At 64.4% G+C, this 15025-nt stretch carries 15 protein-coding genes and 1 pseudogene; 10 read left to right on the forward strand and 6 right to left on the reverse strand.

From position 1 onward, the window contains the following. The first annotated feature begins 155 nt into the window (after nucleotides 1–155). On the forward strand, nucleotides 156–1475 hold the full coding sequence (locus JGU71_RS01865; protein ID WP_199701398.1) for an HNH endonuclease signature motif containing protein: 1320 nt from the start codon (nucleotides 156–158) through the stop codon (nucleotides 1473–1475). A 13-nt stretch (nucleotides 1476–1488) separates the two neighbouring features. On the opposite strand, the gene JGU71_RS01870 is transcribed toward JGU71_RS01865, so the two are convergent. From JGU71_RS01870 to JGU71_RS01890, 5 genes and pseudogenes are all read right to left on the reverse strand, one after another. Further along, nucleotides 1489–1818 (reverse strand): hypothetical protein, encoded by a 330-nt coding sequence (locus tag JGU71_RS01870; protein ID WP_199701400.1) that lies wholly within the window; start codon nucleotides 1816–1818, stop codon nucleotides 1489–1491. 81 nt (nucleotides 1819–1899) lie between these two features. Beyond that, the gene (locus JGU71_RS01875) at nucleotides 1900–2580 is read right to left on the reverse strand and encodes a cytochrome b/b6 domain-containing protein (protein ID WP_233528566.1); all 681 of its coding nucleotides are present in this window, start codon (nucleotides 2578–2580) and stop codon (nucleotides 1900–1902) included. Next, complete coding sequence (locus tag JGU71_RS01880) at nucleotides 2567–3316, reverse strand: molybdopterin-dependent oxidoreductase (protein ID WP_199701403.1); 750 nt, start codon at nucleotides 3314–3316, stop codon at nucleotides 2567–2569. Before JGU71_RS01880 ends, JGU71_RS01875 begins: the two co-directional genes overlap by 14 nt. A gap of 26 nt (nucleotides 3317–3342) precedes the next feature. Next, complete coding sequence (locus tag JGU71_RS01885) at nucleotides 3343–3882, reverse strand: NUDIX hydrolase (protein WP_372433093.1); 540 nt, start codon at nucleotides 3880–3882, stop codon at nucleotides 3343–3345. Between the two features lie 21 nt (nucleotides 3883–3903). Beyond that, a pseudogene (locus JGU71_RS01890) lies at nucleotides 3904–5025 on the reverse strand (DUF418 domain-containing protein); the annotation flags it as partial. A gap of 93 nt (nucleotides 5026–5118) precedes the next feature. Between JGU71_RS01890 and dop the strand changes: the two are divergent. The 4 genes from dop to prcA all read left to right on the forward strand — a co-directional run bounded on the left by dop (nucleotide 5119) and on the right by prcA (nucleotide 8615). Continuing rightward, on the forward strand, nucleotides 5119–6618 hold the full coding sequence (dop, locus tag JGU71_RS01895) for a depupylase/deamidase Dop (protein ID WP_199701410.1): 1500 nt from the start codon (nucleotides 5119–5121) through the stop codon (nucleotides 6616–6618). Nucleotides 6619–6757: 139 nt separating this feature from the next. Further along, entirely contained in the window at nucleotides 6758–6952 is a 195-nt protein-coding gene (locus JGU71_RS01900) for a ubiquitin-like protein Pup (RefSeq protein ID WP_199701412.1), read from the forward strand. Then, the gene (gene prcB, locus JGU71_RS01905; RefSeq protein ID WP_307829454.1) at nucleotides 6949–7818 is read left to right on the forward strand and encodes a proteasome subunit beta; all 870 of its coding nucleotides are present in this window, start codon (nucleotides 6949–6951) and stop codon (nucleotides 7816–7818) included. The genes JGU71_RS01900 and prcB overlap by 4 nt, the downstream gene beginning before the upstream one ends. After that, nucleotides 7815–8615 (forward strand): proteasome subunit alpha, encoded by an 801-nt coding sequence (prcA, locus tag JGU71_RS01910; RefSeq protein ID WP_199701416.1) that lies wholly within the window; start codon nucleotides 7815–7817, stop codon nucleotides 8613–8615. The genes prcB and prcA overlap by 4 nt, the downstream gene beginning before the upstream one ends. Here prcA and JGU71_RS01915 read toward each other — a convergent pair. After that, nucleotides 8612–10093, reverse strand: coding sequence for a bifunctional phosphatase PAP2/diacylglycerol kinase family protein (locus JGU71_RS01915; protein WP_199701421.1), 1482 nt, complete (start codon nucleotides 10091–10093; stop codon nucleotides 8612–8614). The two genes, prcA and JGU71_RS01915, sit on opposite strands and share 4 nt — an antisense overlap. A 76-nt stretch (nucleotides 10094–10169) precedes the next feature. Between JGU71_RS01915 and pafA the strand changes: the two genes are divergently transcribed. The 5 genes from pafA (at nucleotide 10170) to tatA (ending at nucleotide 14960) form a co-directional block, all read left to right on the forward strand. Next, nucleotides 10170–11528 (forward strand): Pup--protein ligase, encoded by a 1359-nt coding sequence (gene pafA, locus JGU71_RS01920; RefSeq protein ID WP_199701424.1) that lies wholly within the window; start codon nucleotides 10170–10172, stop codon nucleotides 11526–11528. A 24-nt stretch (nucleotides 11529–11552) separates the two neighbouring features. Then, nucleotides 11553–12554 (forward strand): helix-turn-helix transcriptional regulator, encoded by a 1002-nt coding sequence (locus JGU71_RS01925; RefSeq protein ID WP_199701426.1) that lies wholly within the window; start codon nucleotides 11553–11555, stop codon nucleotides 12552–12554. Beyond that, nucleotides 12551–13552 (forward strand): helix-turn-helix transcriptional regulator, encoded by a 1002-nt coding sequence (locus tag JGU71_RS01930; protein WP_199701428.1) that lies wholly within the window; start codon nucleotides 12551–12553, stop codon nucleotides 13550–13552. Before JGU71_RS01925 ends, JGU71_RS01930 begins: the two co-directional genes overlap by 4 nt. After that, nucleotides 13552–14589, forward strand: a complete 1038-nt coding sequence (locus JGU71_RS01935; protein WP_199701430.1) for a 2-dehydropantoate 2-reductase — start codon at nucleotides 13552–13554, stop codon at nucleotides 14587–14589. Before JGU71_RS01930 ends, JGU71_RS01935 begins: the two co-directional genes overlap by 1 nt. A gap of 101 nt (nucleotides 14590–14690) precedes the next feature. Then, entirely contained in the window at nucleotides 14691–14960 is a 270-nt protein-coding gene (gene tatA / locus JGU71_RS01940; protein ID WP_199701432.1) for a Sec-independent protein translocase subunit TatA, read from the forward strand. Nucleotides 14961–15025: the final 65 nt, after the last annotated feature.

Genomic DNA, 15025 nt, shown 5'->3' on the forward strand with positions numbered 1-15025 from the left:
TGTTCGCGTCGGCCTTGGCCTGATCGCGGAGCTGGTCGGTGTCTGTTCGATGCCCGGGTCCGGGCGTCCCCGCGGGGACGTGTCGGCGATCAGTTTCTGTCGGTGCCCCGCGGTAGGTTTGTCGAGCATCAGTTCTATCGAAACGGGGAGATTCGATGAACACCACAGCACAACCACCGACAAACCACCCGGCGGAACGGCCGATCGAAGAGATCGAAACCGAAATCTGTTCTCTCGCCGGGCAGATCGCCGCCGCCACCGCACGATTCCTGACCCTGCTCGCCGAATTCGACGCCCGCCGCGGCTGGGCCGGCTGGCAACTACACTCCGCAGCCCACTGGCTGTCCTGGAAAGCCGGTATCAGCCTGCACACCGCCCGTGAACAGGTCCGCGTCGCGAACGCCGTCACCGAGCTGCCACGCATCGCGCAGGCATTTGCCGAAGGCAGGGTGTCCTATTCCAAAGTCCGTGCCCTCACCCGTGTTGCGACACCGCACACCGAAGAATCGTTGCTGCGTATCGCTCTGCAGTCACCTGCGGCACATCTGGATCGACTCGTCCGCGGCCTCGTCAAACAAGCCCGCACCCCGGATGACACCAACAACAACACCGACACCGACCGCGCTCGTGGGCGGTGGTTCTACGACGACGACGGCTACCTGGTGGTGATGGCCCGATTCCGTCCCGAGGACGGTGCCCGATTCCTCGCCGCCCTCACCCGCGCGGAGTGTGAACGGACCCGCACCGACGACGACGAGCCGGACCGGACTGCACCGGCACCCTCGAATCCGGTTCCGGCGATGGTGGCGATGGCCGAGACTCTGTGCACCGCCGAGTCTCCGGTCGTGTCGCCGGCCGCGGATGTGTTGGTCCATGTCGGTCCGGACGGGGCACCACTGGACGCTCCGCATGCTCATCTCGACGACGGACCCGGTCTCGACTCGCAGACTCTGGAAACAGTGTTGTGCACTGCGGCGGTGCGGCTGATCCGTCACGGCCGTCTCGGACCGACCATCGCCTGGGACAGGTCTCGACGTCGGCCGAGTCGAACCCTGCTGCGGCAGTTGCTGATCCGGGATCGGTGCTGCACGGTTCCGGGCTGTGGCCGCACGAGGTTTCTGCATGCGCATCACGTTGTCTACTATTCGCGGGGTGGTCCGACCGATCTCGACAATCTGACCCTGCTCTGCGGTGAGCATCACCGCGCGTTGCACGACGGGCTGTTCACCATTACTGCCGACGGCAATCAGCGCTTCACCTTCGCAGACCTCGACGGACGCAGAATCGACTACGCGCCACTGCTGTCCGGCGACGTCGACGACCTCAGTCGCCGCTACCACCACATCGATCCCGATGCTGTCACTGCTGATTGGTCCGGTGAACCGCTCGATGCCAGCTTCGCCACCGACGTCCTGCTCCGCAACTGGGACCTCGAGAAACGCCGCCGCGACACCGAACTCGCGACGGCGGCCTAGCCCCGCCGGATGGCTAGCCCCGCACCGTGACGGTCGGGCAGTCGTCGCCCTTACTTCTGGCCACATCGGCTGCGGCGCTTGCCAACCCTTGCGACAGCAGACGATTCGCTTCCGCTGCGATCTCGATACAGGCTGGATTGTCGTTGGCCGATACGAAGTGATAGCGCAGAGCGTCTGGGCTGAGCGGTCGGTCCGGACCTTTGGCCGGGCCGTTCGGGCCCTGCGGGGATTGCTGGATGCCGACGCTCGGTGCCGCAGCTGCACTCGCGATCGGGACGAATGCCGGAGCAACTGCGATCGCAAACCCCAAAAATATTGCCGCTGAAGCGGTCCTGCGGGCCATGTGTGACTCCGAATCGCTGAGTGGGACAACCGTGCTGGTCCCGTCCAGCGTGGCCGCAGCGACACTCGAACAATAGGCACCCTACGGTGCCGGTTTGCTACCCGAATGCTCGTCGTCGCCCGATCCGGCACGTACTTCCGCGGCCCATACCTCGTGTTCGCGCTCCGCCCACCAGCGTGGCACCCAGCCGGTTCGCATCCCCCGCATGGCCGTGGTGTCGTTGAACGCGTAGAAGAGGTGGCCGACGACAAGTAGTCCGAACGCCAGCGCGAACCAATCGTGCACGAACGTCGCACCGGTTCGCCATACCAACCGGGTCCAGTCGGGGAAGAACATGACGATGCCGGTGCCGAACAGCACGAGGATCGAGCCCGCGCTCAGTGCGGCATTGACCTTCTGCCCGGCGTTGAACTTGCCGACACCGGTCGCGTTGACCCGCCGAGTCTTCGACCGCAACCATTGCCAGTCGGCACGGGTGAACCGGTTGAGGCGGCTCAGGTCGGTCCGGTATGCGACGGATGCGAGTCCGGCGAGCAATGGGACCGGCAGCGCGAAACCGCAATAGACGTGCACGATTTCGACAACGTGACGGTTGCCGACGAGCACAGCAAGGGAACCGTTGTAGAGAATCGCGGCAGTCACGATGCAGACCGCGACGAGCACGCCCGTCGTCGCGTGGACCCAGCGTTCGGCCCGGCTGAAGCGATGAACCTCGACCATCGCGCCGTCCGCTTCGCTGTCGGTGAGCTCAGGTCGGGTCATCGTCGCGTCCGTTCGATTCGCCGACCCACGCGTCGATCCAGTACCCGCGTTCTTCCCAATAACCGGGTACTACTTCGCTGGTCAGTTCGATACCGTCGAGCCACTTCAGGCTCTTGTAGCCGTACATCGGTGCGACGTAGAGCCGAACCGGGCCGCCGTGATCGTGGGTGACGGGTCCGTCGATCATTTCGAGTGCGACGAGGACATCGTCGCGTCGGGCTTGTTCGAGCGTGAGGCTCTCGGTGTAGGTCCCGTCGAAAGAAGTGAATCGAACCGCGGTTGCGGTGGTCCGCGGAGCGACTGCGTCGATGAGGTCGGCGAGTCGTACTCCGCTCCACCGCACCTCGGGAACCCGCCAGCCGGTGACGCACTGAAAATCGCGCACCAGAGTGGTTTGCGGCATCGATCGCAGATCGTCGAGGGTGAAGCTACGAGGTTTGTCGACAAGCCCGCTGAGGGTGAGGCGGTAGTTGGTCGCGTCGCGGCGGGGCGCTCCGCGGGTGACGGAATAGAACCTGAAGGTGTTGCCGACAGGGATCAAACCGATCAGTCCGGTCGGATCGTGATTGCCGAGTGGGCCGAGCACACGGGCGAGTCCGTTCTGAATCTCGTTGCCGCCGAGGACACCGGCGACCCCCGCAGCCAGCAGACCGAGAACGACTCGACGCCCCACCGGCGAACCGCGGTCGGTCTGCGCGGGCGTCGCGGCTCCGGACTTCGCCGCTCCGAACTTCATGACACCACTGTCCACGCGTTCTCGCGCTACGCCAAGGAACGCAACATCCCAGGTACCAGCAGTCGGGTGTCGGGGACGAACGGCCACGTCGGATCGGCGAGGTGCTCGCGTAGCTCGGCGTCGGTCCACCACCAGCCGTCGACGATCTCGCTGGCTTGATGTCGGAACGGTCCGTCACTGGCAATCTCGAACGCAAACATGTGGCAGCGCATCGGTTTACCGTGCCAGGTGCCGTCCCATGACAGGTCTGTCAGTGGTCGAAGTGACGTCGTCGCGATCCCGAGTTCCTCTTCGAGTTCGCGGATCGCGGCGCTTTCGATGGTTTCGCCGGGGTCGACGACGCCGCCGGCGAGGCAGTCGTGCATCCCTGGGAAAATCGACTTGGTGTCCGTCCGGCGGTGCACGTAGATCCGCTCACCATCGCAGGACCGAACAAGCACCCCCGAGGTCGCGTGCCAGAGCCCGTCGGCGTAGACGACCGATCTCGGTGCCTCTCCGATCACGTTGCGTTCGCTGTCGTACACGGCGACCACTTCGTCCGCAGGTTTCGACGTCATGGTTGCCATCGTCGCATCGTTCGCTGCAGTCTTCGAAACGATTCTCAGGTAGCTCGCATGCCACAGCCACTCCACCGGTCCTTTGTCGTAGCGCATGAGCCAGACGTGCGCGAAGACCGTCACAACCGCCGCGACCACGACATACACGGCGAGCGTGAACGGTATTCGTGCAGTGCCGGACACCCGATCGGCGAGCCGGAATCCCCAGCCGTAGCAGATGATCGACGCAACGATGTTCTGCAGGACGTAGCTGCTCAACGCCATCCGACCGACCTCGGACAGGCGTCTACCGACCGCCCCCACGGTGCGGCGAACGTAGAACTCTGCGATGAGCCCGAGCAGACCGAACGCCACGATCGCTGCGGTGCCGTAGCGGGCGGCGATGACGCCCGTATCGCCGCCGGCCACGCCGAGCGCCATGTCGATCGGCCACGCGATTGCACCTGCGAGCATCAGCCGAACGCGAATGCGGTGGCCCTGTGGCCCGAGCACACCTGCCCGGTACAACCGCGCACCCGCAAGGAAGAGCGCGATCGACATCGCGAATACGAACACCGGCTCGAAACGAAACAGCACGACGTTGTCGAGCCGAAACACGACGAGATCCAACCACGAGCCGTCCGCGTACGGATTGGGGTCGAGGGGCGCAGGTGCGGTCTCGGGCTCGGCGGCGAAGGCAAGCGCGAGGGTGATCAGCGTCAGCAGAGCGAGATGTATCGCAGCCGCCGTCCACATCCAACGGCGTTGCGCGCGTTCGGATGTCGCGAGGACGAAGGCGACGACAAGGCCTGTCACCGCGTAGCCGGTCAGGACGTCGAACTCGACGACAAGTACGAAATGAACGATGCCGTCGATGAACAGCAGGAGTGCTCGCCACGGGTACAGACCTGGCCACGGCCTACCTCGACGCAGCGCGGATTGCTGTTGGATCGCGAGTCCGATGCCGAACATGATCGTCAGCAGACCGAGGAATTTGCCCTGCGCCAGTTGCTGCATGACCTTCTCCACCCACTGCCACCCACCGTCGAGCGGATCCGACCGACTGATGTAGCCGACCAAACCTTCAGGGTTGGTGAAGATCCAGATGTTGGTCGCGAGCGTGCCGAGGATCGCGATACCGCGCAGTACGTCGAGTGATCGGATTCGGTCCATACCCTCAGCCTGGTCGGCGGCGCTTGCACGCACATCGTCCGAAAGTACGAGCGGACGGACGATCCTCGGAGGAGGTCGCATAGGCTCGGACGCATGCAGCGAATCATCGGAATCGAGGTCGAGTACGGCATCTCGTCGCCTACCGAGGCCTCGGCGAATCCGATTCTCACGTCGACGCAGGCAGTACTGGCATACGCGGCGGCAGAGGGTGTGCCACGGGCCAAGCGAACGCGGTGGGACTACGAGGTGGAATCGCCGCTTCGGGATGCTCGTGGATTCGATCTCGGTCGGCTCAGCGGACCAGCCCCGGTGATCGATGCCGACGAAGTCGGTGCTGCCAACATGATCCTGACCAACGGTGCTCGCCTGTACGTCGATCACGCCCATCCCGAGTACTCCGCACCCGAGGTCACCGACGCGCTCGACGCCGTGATCTGGGACAAAGCGGGGGAGCGCGTGATGGAGGCCGCGGCGCGCTACGCGTCCAGCGTGCCGGGAACGCCACGCTTGCAGCTGTACAAGAACAACGTCGACGGCAAGGGCGCGTCGTACGGCACGCACGAGAACTATCTGATGAGCCGGAACACGCCGTTCAATTCGATAATCGTCGGGTTGTCGCCGTTCTTCGCGTCCCGGCAGGTGATCTGCGGTTCGGGCCGGGTCGGCATCGGGCAGTCCGGCGACGAAGCCGGCTTCCAGCTGTCACAGCGCTCCGACTACATCGAGGTCGAGGTCGGCCTGGAAACGACCCTCAAGCGCGGCATCATCAACACCCGCGACGAGCCGCACGCCGATGCGGACAAGTACCGCCGCCTGCACGTCATCATCGGCGACGCCAACCTTGCCGAGATGTCGACGTACCTGAAGGTCGGTACGACCGCTCTCGTGCTCGACCTCATCGAAGCGGGTGTCGACCTCTCCGATCTGCAGCTGGCGCGTCCGGTGACGGCGGTCCACACGATCAGCCACGATCCGACGCTGCGGGCCGTCGTCGCGCTCGCCGACGGACGCGAACTGACCGGGCTTGCGCTGCAACGGATCTACCTCGAGCGGTGTTCGAAGTTCGTCGCATCGCACAGCCCCGACGATGCGAGGGCGAACGACATCCTCGAAAAGTGGGCCATGGTTCTCGACCTGCTCGAGCGCGACCCGATGGAGTGCGCGAACATCCTCGATTGGCCGGCCAAACTACGTCTGCTCGAGGGCATCCGAAATCGCGAAGGTCTCGGCTGGGCGGCCCCCAAGCTGCACCTCGTCGACCTGCAGTACTCCGACGTCCGGCTGGACAAGGGTCTCTACAACCGTCTCGTCGCACGAGGCTCGATGTTGCGTTTGACCACCGAGGCTCAGGTGCTCGAAGCGATGACGCGGCCGCCGCTCGATACGCGCGCCTACTTCCGTGGCGAATGCCTGCGCAGGTTCGGTGCCGATATCGCCGCAGCAAGCTGGGATTCGGTGATCTTCGATCTCGGCGGCGATTCGCTGGTCCGCATTCCGACCCTCGAACCGTTGCGTGGCAGCAAGGCGCACGTCGGCAAGTTGCTCGATTCGGTCAACACCGCCGCAGAGCTGGTCGATCAACTCACCACCTAGTCGACGCAACCTAGCGGTGAACCCGAGCTTTACCCCAACATGACGGTAGCGATCGGTAGGGTTAAGGTCCGAGAAGGTTCACGGGAGACACGCATTCGAATCCCGTTCGAATGCACTGCATACGAGGAGGTCGGCTGCTATGGCGCAGGAACAAACCAAGCGCACCGGTGGCGGCGACGAGGACGAAGGTCCAGCCGGTGACGGTGCCGCAGGCCAGGAACGTCGCGAGAAGCTTGCCGAGGAAACAGACGACCTGCTCGACGAGATCGACGACGTGCTCGAGGAGAACGCCGAAGACTTCGTTCGCGCCTATGTCCAGAAGGGCGGCCAGTGACCCCGGACAGAACTGGTTTTCCACCGGCGGAGGGGCCGCTCGCGCTGCATTTCGGATCGAACCTGTCGTCGTTCTCGGAGCACTTGCGTCTGCACGCGCCGGAACTGTTGCCGGGCAACCGATTCGAAGCACGGAGTGGTGACGTCATGGTTGGGGCCGACTTCGCGCCGCACGGCACGACGATCGTCGCTCTCACCTATGCCGGCGGTGTCCTGCTCGCGGGCGATCGGAGGGCGACCCAGGGCAACCTGATCGCCAACAAGGACATTCAGAAGCTGTACGTCACCGACGAGTACTCCGCGGCGGGCATTGCAGGCACTGCAGGCATTGCCATCGAGTTGGTCCGGCTGTTCGCGGTCGAACTCGAGCACTACGAGAAGATCGAAGGCATCTCGCTGACGTTCGACGGCAAGGCAAGCAAGCTGTCCGGCATGGTTCGCGGCAATCTGCCTGCAGCCATGCAGGGCCTCGCAGCGATCCCGCTGCTCGTCGGCTACGACACCGCAGCGGCGGACCCGGCGAAAGCCGGCCGCATCGTGTCCTACGACGTCGTCGGTGGACGTAGCGAAGAACGCTCCGGCTATCACGCTGTCGGGTCCGGCTCGCTGTTCGCGAAATCGGCGATCAAGAAGCTGTACCGCGATGGCCTCGACGAGGCCGAGGCGTTGCGCATCGCCATCGAGTCGCTCTACGACGCGGCCGACGACGATTCGGCCACAGGCGGACCCGATCTCGCTCGGCGTATCTACCCGTCGGCAGTGACCATCACCGTCGACGGTGCGGTCGAAGTACCGGCCACGCGTACGGAGGAGATTGCTCGCGCCGTCGTTGCCGACCGAACCGAACAGGGAGGTGCGCCGCGATGACGATGCCGTACTACGCATCTGCCGAGCAGATCATGCGCGACCGGTCCGAGTTGGCGCGCAAAGGAATCGGTCGCGGTCGAAGTGTCGTCGTGCTGACGTACGCAGACGGCGTGCTGTTCGTCGCCGAAAACCCGTCGACGGCGTTGCACAAGGTCAGCGAACTGTACGACCGTCTCGGTTTCGCCGCCGTCGGTAAGTACAACGAATTCGAGAATCTGCGCAAAGCAGGCATCGTGCACGCCGATACTCGCGGCTACGCCTACGACAGGCGTGACGTGACCGGCCGGACTCTTGCCAATGCGTATGCGCAGACGCTCGGGACGATCTTCACCGATCAGCTGAAACCGTACGAGGTCGAGATCTGCGTCGCCGAGGTTGGGTATCCCGACGATCCGAAGCCGCCGCAGCTGTATCGGATCACCTACGACGGTTCCATCGGCGACGAACGGGAGTTCATCGTGATGGGTGGCACCACCGAACCCATCGCGACCGCGTTGAAGAGTTCGTACAAGCCTGGACTGTCGCTCGAGGCGGGTATCGCTGTCGCTGTCGCAGCACTGCAGGCCGGTGTGCCCGAAGGTGCCGACAAGGAGAAGAAGCCGATCGGCGTCGCCGCGCTCGAGGTGGCGGTACTCGACCAAGCGCGCCCGCGTCGTGCGTTCCGTCGTATCACCGGGTCCGCGTTGGAGGCTCTGCTCGGCGGCGTTGCTGCACCCGAGCCTGCCGAGCCGGAAAAAGCCGAGCCCGCGCCCGACAAGGCCGACACGACCGACGCAGGTCCAGCCGACCCGACCTAGGGCGTTCGATATACCCGGAGTGCCCCCGGCCGACTCGCGAAACGAAATGTGCGACCGGCCCGGGGCACTTCGCCGTCTGTGGCGAGTGCGACCTCGGCGCCGTCGATTTCGATATCGATTTTCGAAACGAACTGCTGGACATACACTTTCGAGTTGCCGAGGGTTCCGGCCAAAGCGTCGACAACAAGCCGCAGCCTGGAGAGCCGCGTGTCGGCACGAATGTAGCGGACGTCGAGGGCGCCCTTGTGCAGGTCGGGGCGAGACATGGGCACCTTGTCGACGGGGGAGTATCGGCCGTTCCCGACGAACAACATCCAGATCGCGTGTTCGGTGCCGTCGATGCGGGCGTAGAGGGGTTGTGCCGACGCGAGAACCCGGACCATTGCCACAGCCGCGGCGGGCCATTTGCCGAACCGCGGTGCCCATTTCTCGCGGAGCCGGACGGAGTCCGGGTAGCCGCCGAGGCTGGAGGTGTTGAGAAACAGTTCGGCGGTGTGACCGTCGACGTGGACCTCTGCGATATCGATCAGCACCGCAGAACCCGCCTCCAATGCTTCCGTCGTCGCAGCGACGTCGGTGACTCCGACGTCGCGAGCGAAATGATTGAGGGTTCCGCCGGGGAACACGGCAAGCGGCAGGCCGCGCTCGATGGCGATGCCTGCCGCCGCGAGCACCGATCCGTCGCCGCCGACGATGCCGAGTGCTTCGGCGTCGGTGCTGTCGATCCCGGCGTGGATCTGCTCGATGATGTCTCGTTCGGTATCGAGCTCGACGAAAGTGGCGGCCGGCAGACGTTCTCGCAGCTCGGTTGTCAACGAGTCGTCGTCGGATCCGGCACCGGCGTTGAGCAGAACCACGAGTCCTCGCCCTTGCGGTAGCGCCGCGACCTCGACGCTCCCCCCGATCGATGCCGGTTCCTCGATTCGGACTGCCCACCACCGTCGCGTCGCGAGGGCGACGCCAACCCCGAGCGCCGCGCCGACGACGACGTCGGAAGGCCAGTGGACCCCGATGTGCACCCGCGAATAGGCGACAGCTGCTGCAACGGGGGCCACGACCAAGCCTGCTTTGGGAGATTCGATGGCGACCGCGGTAGCGAATGCGGCGGCCGTCGCGGCGTGCCCCGACGGAAACGACGAGGACTCGGGTCGGCGGACGAGACGGCGCACGAACGGGACCGAGTCCGGCGGTGGGCGGCGGCGCGGAAAGACCGGTTTGGCAACACCGTTCGCGAGCGCGCTCGCGCCAGCGACCGCGAGGGCTCCGCGAACGGCCGCTCGTCTGTTCGTGCCGCCTGTTGCAGCGAGCCCTGCTGCAACGCCCATCCACAACACACTGTGGTTGGCGAGTTTGCTTGCGATGAGCAGTGATCGGTCGACACCTGTCGGCCGAATATGTGCACTTCGGGCCAAAAGTCGGCGATCGAGGGAGTCCAGCAGGGTCGACGCGGAGTGCTTCACTCGCCCCAGCCTAGGCATAGCTCGGTGTGGGCGTCGGCGCCGGTTCCGCTGGTTGTTCCGGGTAGAGAGGGTGTCGTGGTTGTACTGTCGAACTGTGCAGCGACGAATCATGGGCATCGAGACCGAGTTCGGGGTCACGTGCACCTTTCACGGCCATCGCCGGCTGAGTCCGGACGAGGTTGCCCGGTACCTGTTCCGGCGTGTCGTCTCGTGGGGACGCAGTTCCAATGTGTTCCTACGCAATGGCGCTCGGCTGTATCTCGACGTCGGCAGTCACCCCGAATACGCGACCGCGGAATGCGACAGTCTCGTCCAACTGGTGACCCACGACCGTGCGGGCGAGCGCGTCCTCGAAGAGCTGCTCATCGATGCCGAGCAACGCCTCGCCGAAGAAGGTATCGGCGGCGACATCTACCTGTTCAAGAACAACACCGATTCGGCAGGCAACTCCTACGGCTGCCACGAGAACTTCCTCGTGGTCCGTGCTGGTGAGTTCTCGCGCATCTCCGATGTGCTGCTGCCGTTCCTTGTCACTCGCCAGCTGATCTGTGGTGCAGGCAAGGTGCTGCAGACGCCGAAGGCGGCGACGTTCTGCCTGTCACAGCGCGCCGAACACATCTGGGAAGGCGTTTCCTCTGCCACCACCCGATCCCGGCCCATCATCAACACACGCGACGAACCACACGCCGACGCGGAAAAGTATCGCCGCCTGCACGTCATAGTCGGCGACTCGAACATGTCCGAGACGACGACGATGCTCAAGGTCGGTACCGCAGCGCTGGTGCTCGAGATGATCGAGGCAGGCGTGTCCTTCCGAGACTTCGCTCTCGACAACCCGATTCGCGCGATCCGCGAGGTCAGCCACGACCTGACAGGTCGGCGACCGGTACGGCTCGCGGGCGGCCGTCAGGCGAGTGCGCTCGATATTCAGCGCGAGTACTTCGCCCGCGCGGTCGAGCACGTCCGTACGCGCGACGCCGACCCGCAGATCGACCAGGTCATGGACCTGTGGGAGCGGACCCTCGACGCCGTCGAGGCGCAGGATTTTGCGAAGGTCGATACCGAAGTCGACTGGGTGATCAAGCGAAAGCTGTTTCAGCGCTACCAGGATCGCTACAGCATGGAGTTGTCCGATCCCAAGATTGCGCAGCTCGACCTCGCCTACCACGACATCAAGCGTGGCCGCGGCGTCTTCGACCTCCTGCAGCGTAAAGGTCTGGCGAAGCGGGTCACCGAAGACGATCAGGTCGACGACGCGGTCAACACACCGCCGCAGACGACACGCGCGAAGCTGCGTGGTGATTTCATCACCGCCGCTCAGGAGGCCGGTCGCGACTTCACCGTCGACTGGGTGCACCTCAAGCTCAACGACCAAGCGCAGCGCACCGTGCTGTGCAAAGACCCGTTCCGATCGGTCGACGAGCGGGTCGAGCGGCTCATCGCGAGTATGTAGGCCAGAGGACGCTAGCCTGTCGTGGTGGCGATTTCCAAGGTCGAGCGGTTGATGAATCTTGTCATCGCGCTGCTCTCGACCAGGCAGTACCTAACAGCGGAACGAATCAGGGACAGCGTTGCCGGATACGACGATTCGGCAAGTTACGAAGCGTTCAGTCGCATGTTCGAGCGCGACAAGAACGAACTTCGCGATCTCGGAGTGCCCCTCGAAACGGGTGCCTCGTCGCGGTTCTCGACTGTCGAGGGCTACCGCATCAGCCGCGCCGCCTACGAACTGCCCGAGATCGACCTCACGAGTGAGGAGGCGACAGCGGTCGCCGTCGCAGTGCAGCTGTGGGAATCACCCGAGTTGGCGGCAGCAGCGCAGAGCGCGATGCTCAAACTCCGTGCAGCGGGTGTGCAGGTCGATCAGGACTCCGCTGCCGCTGCCGTCACGCCCGTCCCAGCGCGCACCCGTGGTTCCGAACCTGCCCTCGGCAAGCTGCTCGCCGCGATCGATTCAGGTCGTGCCGTGCGCTTCGAGCATCGAAGCGCCGCGAACGAACCCTTCCGCAGGCGCAATGTCGAACCGTGGGGTGTCGTCACCCACAGCGGGCGGTGGTACCTCGTCGGACACGATCTGGATCGCGACGCCGTGCGTACCTTCCGGCTGTCCAGGATCGGCGACGACGTTGCCGCATACGGACCCGTCGACGCGGTGAACAAACCCGACGACGTCGATCTGCGTGACATCGTCGATCGCGTCACCGGTATCGCCGGAGTCGCGGGCACGGCGACCGTCTGGGTAGCAGACGGTCGTGCTCACGAACTTCGACGCCTCGGCCGGGAAATCGAAGACCGCCGAATCGGTGCACGGTCGGGAAGTGTTCTCGAAATTCCGGTGCGGACGTGGGACTGGGTCGCGCGGCTGATCACCGGCCACGGTGCGGACGCACTGGTGATCGCCCCCACCGAACTACGCGACGACGTCGTCGAGCGGCTGCGTGCGGTTGCCGGTGTCGCACACACGGAGGCTCGCCGATGAGCGCCCGTTTGTCGGTGCGGCTTGCTCGGCTGCTCAACATGGTTCCGTATTTCATCGCCAATCCCGGAATCAGCGCGGCGGAAGCGGCTGTCGAGCTCGGTGTGACAACCAAGCAGTTGATGGACGATCTGAATCAGCTGTGGATGTGTGGTCTGCCCGGTTACGGTCCCGGCGACCTGATCGACCTGTCGTTCTCCGAAGAAAGTATCGAGGTCACCTTCTCGGCCGGTATCGATCGACCGTTGCGACTCACGTCGACGGAGGCGACCGCGTTGCTCGTCGCACTGCGATCGATCGTGGAGATGCCTGGAATGGTCGACCCGACCGCCGCCCAGGGTGCGATGGCAAAGATCGAATCGGCCGCCGGAGCCGCAGCGGTTGCCCGGCACAGCGACGATGCCGACAGCGACCCGGAGTCGACGAGCGAGGAGCGTGGCGTCCGACTGCCTGAACATCCAGCTGTAGCCACCGTGCGTTCCGCGCTCAACCACAGCCATGCGCTGCGGCTGGTGTACTACTCGGCCAGCCGCGATGCGATCTCCGAGCGTGTCGTCGATCCGATTCGTATCGTGCTGGTCGACAATCACAGCTATCTGCAGGCGTGGTGCCGACATGCTGAGGGGGTCAGGCTGTTTCGCTTCGACAGGATCGACGAGGCGAACGAACTCGACGAGCAGGCCCGACCGCCGGCAGCCGCGATGGCAGAACAGTCCGCGCTCGAATTGTTCAGCGACGATCCGGCTCTTCCCTTGGCACGGTTGCAGATCGCGAGCGATTCGGTGTGGGTGCTCGACCACTATCCGATGAATCAACTTGCACTCAACGACGACGGGAGCATCGAGGCGACGATGAGATTTGCCACGCTCGATTGGATGGCCCGAATGGTTCTCGGATTCGGTTCCGGAATCACGGTCCTCGATCCACCCGCGCTCGTCGCGTCGCTGCGCGAACGGGCAGGCGCCGCACTCGCCGCTTACGGTGACCTCGAGGCGGTCTGATGGCAAACGATTTCGAGATCTGCGTTTTCGGTGCAGGCAATATCGGCTGTTACGTCGGGGGCAGGCTCGCTGGTGCGCGCGCGAAGGTCTCTCTCGTCGGTCGTCCGGCGATAGTCGAAGAAGTCGCGACCCATGGGCTGCATCTGACCGACCTGCACGGCGCCGATATCGAGGTCCGCCCTGCTCAACTTCGGTTCGACACAGCACCGAACCGCGCCTCGCGCGCCGATCTGATCCTCGTCTCGGTGAAGGCCGGATCGACGGACGAAGCTGGTCGGTCACTCGCGTCGCTGGTCAGGCCGGGCACTGTGGTGATCTCGCTGCAGAACGGCGTCCGTAATGCCGACGTGCTGCGCGAGCATCTGCCCGAGTGCATCGTGTTGTCCTCGATGGTGATGTACAACGTTTCCCACCGTGGTGAAGGCCGATTCCACCAGGGCACAGAAGGCGAAATCATCGTCAGCGACCATCCGGCGCTCGATCGGTTCGCATCGACCTTCCGCAATGCCGGTTTGCCGCTGCTCAGGGAGGCCGACCTCACCCGCGTCATGTGGGCGAAACTGCTGCTCAACCTGAACAATCCGATCAACGCACTGTCCGGAGTGCCGCTGAAAGAGGAACTGTCACAACGGAAGTACCGCAAATGCATCGGTATGGCACAGCTGGAGGCGCTTGCCATCCTCAAGGCGGCAGGCATCCGACCGGCTCGGCTGACCTCGGTACCGCCTGCCCTCATGGCTCGGCTGCTCGGAGTGTCGAACTTCCTTTTCAAGGGCGTGGCGCAATCCGTCCTGGAAATAGACCCTTTGGCGCGGACCTCGATGCTCGACGATCTCGAACTCGGACGGAAGTCGGAAATCGACTACATCTGCGGCGAGGTCGTCCGGCTCGGCGAGCAGGTCGGCAGAACCGCGCCCGTGAACGCGCGGTTGACCGAGTTGATCAAAGTCGCCGAAAACGGTGGCAGACGGCACTGGTCGGGCGCGGAATTGTTGAAGACGTTGAAGGCGTCAGGGAAGTCGGCGCCGGTCCGATGACACTGGTGCCACCTGAACGGGTGGCAAACTCCCAGGTTCGGTCACCGCTGGGTCCTCGTCGGTCCGGTAGCATCGAATCCACACGACTTTCGGAGGTAGACATGACCGGCGGCCTTTCCGCATGGCACTGGGTGATCGTTGCGATTGTGGTCGTGATCCTGTTCGGCTCGAAGCGGTTGCCCGACGCCGCGCGTGGTCTTGGTAGGTCTCTGCGGATCTTCAAGAGCGAAGTCAAGGAAATGCAGAGCGAGAGCAAGGATCAGTCCGCGCAGGCAGATCCCACCCCTGCTCCAGCGCCGACCGAGCTTCCCCCTGTCGCACCGCCGCAGCAGTACACCGCGTCGGAGCGTTCGGATCCCAGATCGGCTTAGTCCGCCCGATACCGCAACGGTCGGGGTGAGTTGGCTGCCCCGTGCTGAGCGCTGAGCAGGAGACA

Origin of the sequence: Antrihabitans stalagmiti (assembly GCF_016482825.1) — a bacterium.
Lineage (GTDB): Bacteria > Actinomycetota > Actinomycetes > Mycobacteriales > Mycobacteriaceae > Antrihabitans > Antrihabitans stalagmiti.

Bases quoted from the DNA above. Each gene is read 5' to 3' on its own strand.
- JGU71_RS01930 (WP_199701428.1), top strand. From the start codon at position 12,551: ATGAGCGCCCGTTTGTCGGTGCGGCTTGCTCGGCTGCTCAACATGGTT.
- JGU71_RS01875 (WP_233528566.1), bottom strand. From the start codon at position 2,580: ATGACCCGACCTGAGCTCACCGACAGCGAAGCGGACGGCGCGATGGTC.
- prcA (WP_199701416.1), top strand. From the start codon at position 7,815: ATGACGATGCCGTACTACGCATCTGCCGAGCAGATCATGCGCGACCGG.
- JGU71_RS01880 (WP_199701403.1), bottom strand. From the start codon at position 3,316: ATGAAGTTCGGAGCGGCGAAGTCCGGAGCCGCGACGCCCGCGCAGACC.
- JGU71_RS01885 (WP_372433093.1), bottom strand. From the start codon at position 3,882: ATGGCAACCATGACGTCGAAACCTGCGGACGAAGTGGTCGCCGTGTAC.
- tatA (WP_199701432.1), top strand. From the start codon at position 14,691: ATGACCGGCGGCCTTTCCGCATGGCACTGGGTGATCGTTGCGATTGTG.
- JGU71_RS01865 (WP_199701398.1), top strand. From the start codon at position 156: ATGAACACCACAGCACAACCACCGACAAACCACCCGGCGGAACGGCCG.
- JGU71_RS01870 (WP_199701400.1), bottom strand. From the start codon at position 1,818: ATGGCCCGCAGGACCGCTTCAGCGGCAATATTTTTGGGGTTTGCGATC.
- JGU71_RS01915 (WP_199701421.1), bottom strand. From the start codon at position 10,093: ATGCCTAGGCTGGGGCGAGTGAAGCACTCCGCGTCGACCCTGCTGGAC.
- JGU71_RS01900 (WP_199701412.1), top strand. From the start codon at position 6,758: ATGGCGCAGGAACAAACCAAGCGCACCGGTGGCGGCGACGAGGACGAA.
- dop (WP_199701410.1), top strand. From the start codon at position 5,119: ATGCAGCGAATCATCGGAATCGAGGTCGAGTACGGCATCTCGTCGCCT.
- JGU71_RS01935 (WP_199701430.1), top strand. From the start codon at position 13,552: ATGGCAAACGATTTCGAGATCTGCGTTTTCGGTGCAGGCAATATCGGC.